The 9,925-nt window shown below is 66.7% G+C and carries 11 protein-coding genes; 7 read left to right on the plus strand and 4 right to left on the minus strand.

The window, feature by feature from the left end:
- The first annotated feature begins 37 nt into the window (after window positions 1–37).
- Genes echA20 through D3H54_RS25915 form a run of 7 tightly spaced genes read left to right on the plus strand, consistent with a single transcriptional unit; the run spans window position 38 to window position 6,096 of the window.
- Window positions 38–796 (plus strand): (7aS)-7a-methyl-1,5-dioxo-2,3,5,6,7,7a-hexahydro-1H-indene-carboxyl-CoA hydrolase, encoded by a 759-nt coding sequence (gene echA20, locus D3H54_RS25885; protein WP_149382420.1) that lies wholly within the window; start codon window positions 38–40, stop codon window positions 794–796.
- Window positions 793–1,707, plus strand: coding sequence for a CoA transferase subunit A (locus D3H54_RS25890; RefSeq protein WP_149382422.1), 915 nt, complete (start codon window positions 793–795; stop codon window positions 1,705–1,707). The genes echA20 and D3H54_RS25890 overlap by 4 nt, the downstream gene beginning before the upstream one ends.
- Entirely contained in the window at window positions 1,704–2,450 is a 747-nt protein-coding gene (gene ipdB, locus D3H54_RS25895; RefSeq protein WP_149382424.1) for a cholesterol ring-cleaving hydrolase subunit IpdB, read from the plus strand. The genes D3H54_RS25890 and ipdB overlap by 4 nt, the downstream gene beginning before the upstream one ends.
- Window positions 2,447–3,508: a (3aS,4S,5R,7aS)-5-hydroxy-7a-methyl-1-oxo-octahydro-1H-indene-4-carboxyl-CoA dehydrogenase gene (gene ipdC, locus D3H54_RS25900; protein ID WP_149382426.1), complete on the plus strand. Its 1,062-nt coding sequence runs from the start codon at window positions 2,447–2,449 to the stop codon at window positions 3,506–3,508. Before ipdB ends, ipdC begins: the two co-directional genes overlap by 4 nt.
- Window positions 3,509–3,551: 43 nt before the next feature.
- Window positions 3,552–4,193, plus strand: a complete 642-nt coding sequence (locus D3H54_RS25905) for a SatD family protein (protein WP_149382428.1) — start codon at window positions 3,552–3,554, stop codon at window positions 4,191–4,193.
- The gene (locus D3H54_RS25910; protein WP_149382430.1) at window positions 4,190–4,936 is read left to right on the plus strand and encodes a hypothetical protein; all 747 of its coding nucleotides are present in this window, start codon (window positions 4,190–4,192) and stop codon (window positions 4,934–4,936) included. Before D3H54_RS25905 ends, D3H54_RS25910 begins: the two co-directional genes overlap by 4 nt.
- A 47-nt stretch (window positions 4,937–4,983) precedes the next feature.
- Window positions 4,984–6,096 (plus strand): NDMA-dependent alcohol dehydrogenase, encoded by a 1,113-nt coding sequence (locus tag D3H54_RS25915; RefSeq protein WP_149382432.1) that lies wholly within the window; start codon window positions 4,984–4,986, stop codon window positions 6,094–6,096.
- Between the two features lie 74 nt (window positions 6,097–6,170).
- Here D3H54_RS25915 and fadA6 read toward each other — a convergent pair whose 3' ends face one another.
- The 4 genes from fadA6 to ipdE1 are packed head-to-tail and all read right to left on the minus strand — an operon-like array spanning window position 6,171 to window position 9,880.
- Window positions 6,171–7,328 (minus strand): steroid 3-ketoacyl-CoA thiolase FadA6, encoded by a 1,158-nt coding sequence (gene fadA6, locus D3H54_RS25920; RefSeq protein ID WP_149382434.1) that lies wholly within the window; start codon window positions 7,326–7,328, stop codon window positions 6,171–6,173.
- A 10-nt stretch (window positions 7,329–7,338) separates the two neighbouring features.
- Window positions 7,339–7,944, minus strand: coding sequence for a TetR family transcriptional regulator KstR2 (kstR2, locus tag D3H54_RS25925; RefSeq protein WP_432246620.1), 606 nt, complete (start codon window positions 7,942–7,944; stop codon window positions 7,339–7,341).
- Window positions 7,926–8,708: a (5R,7aS)-5-hydroxy-7a-methyl-1-oxo-2,3,5,6,7,7a-hexahydro-1H-indene-carboxyl-CoA reductase gene (gene ipdF / locus D3H54_RS25930; protein WP_210419768.1), complete on the minus strand. Its 783-nt coding sequence runs from the start codon at window positions 8,706–8,708 to the stop codon at window positions 7,926–7,928. The genes kstR2 and ipdF overlap by 19 nt, the downstream gene beginning before the upstream one ends.
- 8 nt (window positions 8,709–8,716) lie before the next feature.
- Window positions 8,717–9,880 carry an acyl-CoA dehydrogenase IpdE1 gene (ipdE1, locus tag D3H54_RS25935; RefSeq protein WP_149382440.1) on the minus strand — a complete coding sequence of 388 codons (1,164 nt, stop codon included), beginning with the start codon at window positions 9,878–9,880 and terminating at the stop codon, window positions 8,717–8,719.
- Window positions 9,881–9,925 lie beyond the last annotated feature (45 nt).

Genomic DNA, 9,925 nt, shown 5'->3' on the forward strand with positions numbered 1-9,925 from the left:
GGTATTCACCCCGTCAGGAAGTGGCCCAGGTATCCCGATGACCATCACCACCAGCACCGTTGAACCGGGCATCGTCGCCGTCACGGTGAACTATCCGCCCGTCAACGCGATCCCCTCCCGCGGCTGGTTCGAGCTCGGTGACGCCATCACCGCGGCGGGCCGCGACAGGAGCACCCACGTGGTGATCCTGCGCGCCGAAGGCCGTGGCTTCAACGCCGGTGTCGACATCAAGGAGATGCAGAACACCGAGGGCTTCACCGCGCTGATCGACGCCAACCGCGGGTGCTTCCACGCGTTCCGCGCGGTGTACGAGTGCGAGGTGCCGGTGGTCGCGGCCGTCAACGGATTCTGTGTCGGCGGCGGCATCGGACTGGTCGGCAACTCCGACGTGATCGTCGCGTCCGACGACGCCAAGTTCGGCCTCCCCGAAGTCGAGCGTGGAGCGCTCGGTGCCGCCACCCACCTGTCCCGACTGGTCCCCCAGCACATGATGCGCCGGCTGTTCTTCACCGCCGCGACCGTGAGCGCCGAGACACTGCATCACTTCGGTTCAGTGCACGAGGTGGTTCCGCGCGCCGATCTCGACGAGGCGGCGCTGCGCGTCGCACGCGACATCGCGTCCAAGGACACCCGGGTCATCCGCGCCGCCAAAGAGGCGCTGAACTTCATCGACATCCAGCCGGTCAACGCGAGATACCGCATGGAACAGGGCTTCACGTTCGAGCTGAACCTGGCCGGCGTCTCCGATGAGCACCGCGACGCGTTCGCGGGAACGGACAAGGGGGCCTCCAAATGAGCGACAAGAGAACGACCCTCGACGAGGCCGTCTCGGTCGTCGAAAGCGGAATGACGATCGGCATCGGTGGCTGGGGATCTCGGCGCAAGCCGATGGCCTTCATCCGCACGCTGCTGCGCACCGACGTCACCGACCTCACCGTCGTCACCTACGGCGGTCCTGATCTCGGCCTGCTGTGCTCGGCAGGCAAGGTCAAGCGCGTCTACTACGGCTTCGTATCGCTGGATTCGCCCCCGTTCTACGACCCCTGGTTCGCGAAGGCGCGGACAACGGGCGCGATCGAGTCGCGCGAGATGGACGAGGGCATGCTGCGCTGCGGTCTGCAGGCCGCCGCACAGCGGCTGCCGTTCCTGCCGATCCGCGCGGGCCTGGGCAGCGACGTGCGGGCGTTCTGGGGCGACGAGCTCAAGACCGTCAAATCGCCCTACCCCGTCCGAAATCCCGAGTCGCTCCGCTCCTGCCCGCCGGAAGGCGACGGCTACGAGGAACTCGTCGCCATGCCTGCACTCAACCTCGATGTGGCGTTCGCGCACCTGAATCTCGGTGACGAACAGGGCAACGCCGCCTACACCGGCATCGACCCCTACTTCGACGACCTGTTCCTGATGTCGGCACAGAAGCGGCTGTTGTCGGTCGAGAAGGTGGTGTCCACCGAAGAGCTGGTGAAATCCGTTCCGGTGCAAGCCTTGCTGATCAACCGGATGATGGTCGACAAAGTCGTCGAGGCTCCGAACGGCGCGCACTTCACCACGGCCGAACCCGACTACCGCCGCGACGAGAAGTTCCAGCGCCACTACGCCGAAGCGGCGGCGTCCGAGGAGACCTGGGCCGAGTTCGTGAAGACCTACCTGTCCGGTAGCGAGGCCGATTACCAAGCTGCCGTGCGGAAGTTCAAGGAGGATCAGGCATGATATCCGCAACCCGCGCCGAGGTGTGCGCCGTCGCCTGCGCCGAATTGTTCCGCGACGCAGGCGAAATCATGGTCAGCCCAATGGCCAACATGGTGTCGATCGGCGCCCGGTTGGCCCGGTTGACGTTCTCCCCCGACATCCTGCTGACCGACGGCGAGGCTCGCATCTTCGCCGACACCCCGGCAATGGGCGCCACCGGCGCGATCGAGGGCTGGATGCCGTTCGGCCGCGTCTTCGAGACGCTGTCATGGGGCCGCCGCCACGTGGTGATGGGCGCCAACCAGATCGACCGCTACGGCAACCAGAACCTGTCGGCGTTCGGCCCGCTGCAGCATCCGACCCGGCAGATGTTCGGCGTGCGCGGCGCACCGGGCAACACCATCAACCACGCCACCAGCTACTGGGTCGGCAACCACTCCAAGCGAGTGTTCGGCGACTCGGTCGATATCGTCTCCGGAATCGGCTGGGACAAGGTTGATCCGGACAATCCCGCCTACCGCTTCATGAACGTCTACCGGGTGGTGACCAACCTCGGCGTGTTCGACTTCAACGGACCCGACCACCAGATGCGGGCGGTGTCACTGCATCCGGGCGTGAGCCCTGAAGACGTGGCCGAGAACACCTCATTCGAGGTGCACGGTCTCGGCGAGGCCGAGACCTCCCGCCTGCCGTCCGGCGAGGAGCAGAAGCTGCTGCAAGAAGTGATCGATCCAAAAGGTCTCAGGGACAAAGAAGTCCGATGAGTAAGCTCAAGACTCCGCTGACCGAACTGATCGGCATCGAACACCCGGTGGTACAGACCGGCATGGGCTGGGTGGCCGGCGCCCGACTGGTCTCGGCCACGTCCAATGCCGGGGGCCTCGGGATCCTGGCTTCGGCGACGATGACGATCGACGAGCTGGCGACGGCCATCCGCAAGGTCAAGGCCACCACGGACAAACCCTTTGGCGTCAACATCCGGGCCGACGGCGCCGATGCCGGCGACCGGGTCGACCTGATGATCCGCGAGGGTGTCAAGGTCGCGTCGTTTGCCCTGGCACCCAAGCAGGAGCTGATCGCGAAGCTCAAAGAGGCCGGCTCCGTGGTGATTCCGTCGGTCGGCGCGGCCAAGCATGCTCGTAAGGTGGCCGGCTGGGGCGCCGACGCGGTGATCGTGCAGGGCGGCGAGGGCGGCGGCCACACGGGCCCGGTCGCGACCACCCTGCTGCTGCCGTCGGTGCTCGACGCCGTCGACATCCCGGTGATCGCCGCCGGCGGTTTCTTCGACGGACGCGGCCTGGCCGCAGCACTGTCCTACGGCGCGGCGGGGGTGGCGATGGGAACCCGGTTCCTGCTGACCTCGGATTCGACGGTGCCCGAAGAGGTCAAGCAGCGTTACCTTGGCGCTGCCCTCGACGGCACCGTGGTGTCCACCCGGGTCGACGGCATGCCGCACCGGGTGCTGCGCACCGAACTCGTCGAGAAACTCGAGAGCGGCTCACCCATCCGCGGTTTCACCGCCGCGGTGCGCAACGCGGGCAAGTTCAAGAAGATGTCACAGATGACCTGGATCGGCATGGTCCGCGACGGCCTGGCGATGCGCCACGGCAAGGACCTCACCTGGTCGCAGGTGCTGATGGCCGCCAACACCCCGATGCTGCTGAAGGCCGGTCTGGTTGACGGCAACACCGAGGCGGGTGTGCTGGCGTCCGGGCAGGTCGCCGGGATCATCGACAATTTGCCGTCCTGCGCCGAGCTGATCGACACCATCGTCGCCGACGCCGTCAAGCACCTGCAGTCGGCCAGCTCCTACATCGCGTAAAGCTATCTGCTTCATTTTGGCGAAATGAAGCTATAATCTTCATATGGCTGAAGTGAAGGTTATCGCTTCATCATGGCGTGCGGCTCTGATCGGCGACATCGTCGACTCCCGCCACGCCGCAGACCGCGCGGAGCTGCACCGTCGCGTCACCCGCGCGCTCGGCGAAGTCGCCGCGGACACTCCCGCTTTCACGGTCGGTGACGAGTTCCAGGGCAGCTATCCGACCGTCGGCGCCGCGATCGACGCGGCGTTGACCGTGCGCTTGGCGCTCGATCCAGACATCGACGTGCGCTTCGGCATCGGCTGGGGCGAGATGACCGTGCTCGACTCCGACACCGGCATTCAGGACGGCCCCGGCTGGTGGTCGGCGCGGGAAGCCATCGAGTGGACGGCGGCCGCCCAGCAGCAGCCCGCCCTCGCGACGGTGCGCACCGCCTACCGACGGCACGGCGATACGGGGCCGGACCCCGACGCCGTCAACGCCGCCCTGTTGTGTCGGGACCACCTGCTTGGATCGATGGATGCCCGGTCCCTTCGGCTACTGCGGGGACTGCTCGACCACAAGACGAAGAAGGAACTGGCGGCCATGGAAGGGATCAGCGCATCGGCGGTGTCCCAGCGGACCGCGCGCGACGGACTGGATCTGCTGGTGCTGGCGTCCGAACAGCTGAGGGCCGTCCAGTGAGTGGTGTCGCTGTGTTCCTGATCGCCGTCGGCTGCGCTGACATCGTGCGCCGCTTGACCACCCGGCTGTGGGCTGCTGCGGTCACCGGTCCGGTGGCCGCGGTGGCGGCCGCCGTGCTGTGCGGACTCTGGCATCTCGGTGATCTGCTTCTGGTCGGCATCGCCGCGGTAACCGCCGTGGCGTGGGAGCTGTCGTGCAGCCACGCCGAACGGCTCGGGGGCCGGCGACAGGCCGCGCCGCTGGTCTTGTTCATCGCCGCGCTGGCGGTGCTGATCGTGCTGTCCGGCGTCGGCTCGCCAGTGACCGGACTGGTCAAGGCCTGGGTGGGCTGGGCCTCGGTGACCGGGCTGGCATCGGCCGATCCGACCCGAATCGTGTTGGTGGCCGGGGTGATTCTGCTGCAGATCGCGACAGGCAACCAACTGGTCCGTCTTCTGCTGGGGTCAGTGGGCTCGGTCAAGCCTGCCGGCGAGCCGCAGCCGTCCGACAAGCTGAAGGGCGGGCGGCTACTCGGGCCGATGGAACGGTTGTTGATCGTCGGGCTGGCCCTGGCCGGGCAGCTGGCCGTCGCGACGGCGGTGGTGGCAGCCAAGAGCATCATCCGTTTCCCGGAGATCAACGCCCAAAAGGCCCGGGAGAACGGGGGTATAGGTATCGATGACGTCACCGAGTACTTCCTGGTGGGCAGCTTCGCCAGCTGGATCGTCTCACTCGGCGGCCTCGCCCTGATCGCGCTCGGTTAGCGCCAATCGCCGCCGCGGGACGGCGTCGGCGTCATACGTTGTCCACCATGAAAATGAATGCCGCCATCTTGTGGGATTACGGGCAAGACTGGAGCGTCGAAGAAGTCGAGCTCGATCCGCCGAAGGACGGCGAAGTTCTGGTCTCATTCGAGGCCACCGGGTTGTGTCACTCCGACCACCACATCCGCGACGGCGATCTGGTCGCGCCCATTCCGTTGATCGGCGGCCATGAAGGCGCGGGCATCGTGCAGGAGGTCGGTCCGGGAGTTCGCGACCTGAAGGTCGGCGATCACATCGTGGCCGCATTCCTGCCCGCATGCGGACGCTGCCGCTGGTGCGCGACCGGAAAGTCGAACCTGTGCGACATGGGCGCCGAGATCCTGATGGGCCTGCAGCCCGACGGCACCTTCCGCCGGCACGCGCGCGGCCAAGACATCTACGCGGCAATCGGTTTGGGCACCTTCGCTCCCTATGGCACCGTTCCGGAGGCGTCGCTGGTCAAGATCGACGACGACATCCCGCTGAGCCGGGCCTGCCTGCTGGGCTGCGGTGTCACCACCGGGTGGGGTTCGGCCGTCAACACCGCCGACGTGGCGCCGGGTGACACCGTTGTGGTGATCGGTTGCGGCGGCATCGGCAGCGGTGCCATCCAGGGCGCCCGGCTGGCGGGCGCCGAGAAGATCGTCGTGATCGACATCGTGGAGAGCAAGCGGGACAAGGCATTTCTGTTCGGCGCCACCCACTTCGCGACGTCGATCGCGGAAGGCACCGAGTTGGTCCGCGAGCTGACCAAAGGCGTGATGGCCGATTCCGCGCTGCTGACGGTCGGGCTGGTCGAAGGCCAGATGATCAACGACGCACTGGAACTCGTCAGCAAGGGCGGCGCCGTAGTGCTCACCGCGTTGGCGCCGATGTCCGACGTGACGCCGGTACTGCCGATGACGATGTTCACGCTGTTCCAGAAGCGGTTACTCGGCAGCCTCTACGGGCAGGCCAACCCGCGCGCCGACATCCCCAAGCTGCTCAGCCTCTACCGCCAGGGCAAGCTCCTGCTCGACGAGACAGTCACCCACGAGTACAAGCTGGGCGAGATCAACAACGCCTACGACGACATGCTCGCCGGCCGCAACATTCGCGGCGTGGTTCTCCACGACCACTGACGACCGCCGATTGTGCGGTGTCATACGCCGGCGACGGCGAGCCGGGTATGAAACCGCACAATCGACGAAAGTCGTTAGAGCCGTTCGATGATGGTGACGTTGGCGGTGCCGCCGCCCTCGCACATCGTCTGCAGGCCGTAGCGGCCGCCGCGGCGTTCGAGCTCGTTGAGCATGGTGGTGAACAGCTTCGCGCCGGTGGCGCCGAGCGGGTGGCCCAGTGCGATCGCGCCGCCGTTGGGGTTGACCTTCTCCGGGTCGGCCTTGGTCTCCTTGAGCCAGGCCATGACCACCGGCGCGAACGCCTCGTTGATCTCGACGACATCGATGTCGTCGATCGTCAGGCCGGCCTTGTCCAGTGCGTACTTGGTCGCCGGGATCGGGCCGGTGAGCATGAACACCGGGTCGGCGCCGCGGGCGCTGATGTGGTGGATGCGGGCCCGCGGGGTCAGCTTGTGGTCCTTGACGGCCTGCTCGCTGGCAAGGAGCACCGCGCTGGCGCCGTCGGAGATCTGGCTGGCCATGGCCGCGGTCAGCCGGCCGCCCTCACGCAACGTCTTGAGTCCGGCCATCTTCTCCAGGCTGGACTCGCGCGGGCCCTCGTCGGTGCGGAACTCGCCGACCGGGACGATCTCGTTCTCGAAGTTGCCGTTACGGATGGCGGCGAACGCCTTGTTGTGGCTGTTAAGGGAGAACTCCTCCATCTCCTCCCGGGACAGGCCCCACTTCTCGGCGATCATCTCGGCACCGCGGAACTGTGAGATCTCCTGATCGCCGTAGCGGTGCAGCCAGTTCTCCGACTCGTTGGTCGGTGAGGTGAAGCCGAACTGCTCGGCGACGAGCATCGCCGACGAGATCGGGATGCGGCTCATGTTCTGCATACCGCCGGCCAGGATGAGGTCTGCGGTGCCCGCCATGATCGCTTGAGCGCCAAAGGAAATCGCCTGCTGGCTGGAGCCGCACTGGCGGTCGACGGTAACGCCGGGCACCTCTTCGGGGAACCCGGCCGCCAGCCAGGTGTTGCGGCCGATGTTGCCGGCCTGCGGGCCGATGGTGTCCAGGCAGCCGACGATCGCGTCCTCCACGGCGCCGGGGTCGACGTCGACCCGGTCGAAGATGCCACGGAACGCCACCACGCCGAGGTCGATGGGATGGACGTGGGCCAGCGAACCGTTGCGCTTGCCGACCGCGGTGCGTACGGCGTCGATGACGTATGCCTGTGAAGCGGGGGCCATGTCGATCTCCTTACTTTGCGGCGGCTATTCCGCCGAGGACGATGGAAAGGTATTGGCGGCCAACTTCTTCGGCCGTCAGCGGGCCACCCGGCTGATACCAACGCACGGAAACCCACGTGGTGTCCCGGATGAACCGGTAGACCACGTCGACGTCGATGTCGGGCCGGAAGTAGCCCTGTTCGACGCCGGAGTTGAGCAGATCGAGCCACATCTTGCGCTGCTCTTTGTTGCGAGCCTCGACGAAATCGAACTGCGGCAGGGACGTCAGCCGTTTGGCCTCGTCCTGGTAGATGACCACCTGCGCGTGCCGGTCCTCGATCGCCTCGAAGGACGTCATGAACAGACCCTTGAGCCGTTCCAGCGGATTGGGCTCGGTGGTGATGATCTGCTGGTAGCGGTCGAACAGCCAGTCCAGGAAGTCGCGCAGGACCTCCTCGACCATCTGCTCCTTGCTCTTGAAGTGGTGATAGAGGCTGCCGGACAGGATGCCCGCCGAGTCGGCGATGTCGCGCACGGTGGTCGCACGCAGACCACGCTCGGCGAACATCGTCGCGGCGAGCACCAGAAGCTCGTCGCGACGGCTGACCGGCTGCTCAGTCACGCGCGTTGGCTCGATACCGAAATGACTTCGCCGGTCAGGTAACTCGAGTAGTCACTGGCCAGGAATGCGATGGTGGCCGCGACCTCCCACGGCTCGGCGGCGCGGCCGAAGGCTTCGCCCTCCGAGAGCCGGTCGAGCAGGTCGGAGGAGCTGGTCTTCTCCAGGAACTTGTGCCGCGCGATGCTCGGCGAGACGGCGTTGATGCGCACCCCGTACTCGACGGCTTCGATTGCGCTGCAGCGGGTCAGCGCCATCACACCGGCCTTGGCGGCCGCGTAGTGCGACTGCGAGTGCTGCGCCCGCCACCCGAGGACGCTGGCGTTGTTGACGATCACGCCGCCATGGCCGGCGTCGCGGAAGTACCGCAGCGCCGCGCGGGTCGCCCGCATCGTCGAGGTCAACGTCACGTTGAGAACCCGGTCCCATTCCTCGTCCGTCACGTCGATGACAGGGGTGGTGCCACCGAGGCCGGCGTTGTTCACCAGCACGTCAAGGCGGCCCAGCCGCGCGGTGGTGGAGGCGATCAGCGCGTCGACCTGAGCCGTCGACGTGACGTCGCACACCACCGCTTCGACCCGGCCCAGTCCCAATTCGGCCAACTGGTCCCGGGTTTCGCCGAGCCGGCGTTCGTGGTGATCGGAGACGACGACGTCGGCACCTTCGAGCAGCGCGCGCCGAGCCGTCGACGATCCGATACCGGTACCCGCCGCCGCGGTCACGACGACGACCTTGCCGGTCAGCAGGCCGTGGCCCTCGATTTCCTTGGGCACGTCCGACAGTGGCGCCACTAGCCCTTCACCTCTCGAGGAAGGCCGAGCACCCGCTCGGCGATGATGTTGCGCTGGATCTCGTTGGACCCGCCGTAGATTGTGTCAGCCCTGGAGAACAGGAACAGCCGCTGCCACTCGTCGAACTCGCCGCCGTCCAGCAGCAGGCCGGAGCGGCCCTTGATGTCCATCGCCAGCTCACCGAGATCGCGATGCCAGTTCGCCCACAACAGCTTCGAGACTGAGTCCTTGCCGGCGGCTGTGGCCGCGCTCTGCTCCACGTCCATCGTGGCCAGCGCGTAGGACCGCATGGTCTGCAGCCCCGCCCAGGCCCGGGTGAGCCGCTCGCGGATCAGCGGATCGTCGATCGCACCGTTGGACTTGGCCAGCTCGGCGACACCGGAAAGCTCACGGGCATAACGGATCTGCTGACCGAGAGTGGACACGCCGCGCTCGAACGTCAGCAACCCCATCGCCACCCGCCAGCCGTCGCCCGGCTCGCCCACCACCAGGTCCGCGGCGGCGCGGGCATCGGTGAAGAAGACCTCGTTGAACTCCGAGTCGCCGGTCAGCTGAATGATCGGGCGGATCTCCACGCCCGGCTGATCCAGCGGCACCAGCAGGAAGGACAGGCCGGCGTGCCGCTTGGAACCCTTCTCCGTGCGAACGACCACGAAGCACCACTGCGCCCAGTGCGCCAGCGACGTCCACACCTTCTGGCCGTTGATGATCCACTCATCCCCGTCCAAGACGGCAGTGGCGGCCACGTTGGCCAGGTCGCTGCCCGCGCCCGGTTCGGAGTAGCCCTGCGACCACAGTTCGGTGACGTCGAGAATCTTGGGCAGGAAACGCTTCTGCTGTTCGGGCGTACCGAAGGCGATCAGCGTCGGCCCGAGCAGTTCCTCACCGAGGTGGTTGACCTTGTCCGGGGCGTCGGCCTTCGCGTACTCCTCGTAGAACGCCACCCGATGGGCCACCGACAAGCCGCGACCGCCGTGCTCGACCGGCCAGCCCAGGCAGGTCAGGCCTGCCGCAGCCAGATGCCGATTCCAGGCCAGCCGTTCTTCGTAGGCCTCGTGCTCGCGTCCCGGGCCGCCAAGGCCCTTGAGCGCGGCGTATTCGCCGACGAGATTGTCGGCCAGCCACTCGCGGACCTCCGCCCGGAACTCCTCGACCGTGATCACCCTTGTAGGCTAACCTACCAAGCACTTGCTTTGTTAGCCCGGGAC

The organism is Mycobacterium sp. ELW1 (assembly GCF_008329905.1).
Taxonomy (GTDB): domain Bacteria; phylum Actinomycetota; class Actinomycetes; order Mycobacteriales; family Mycobacteriaceae; genus Mycobacterium.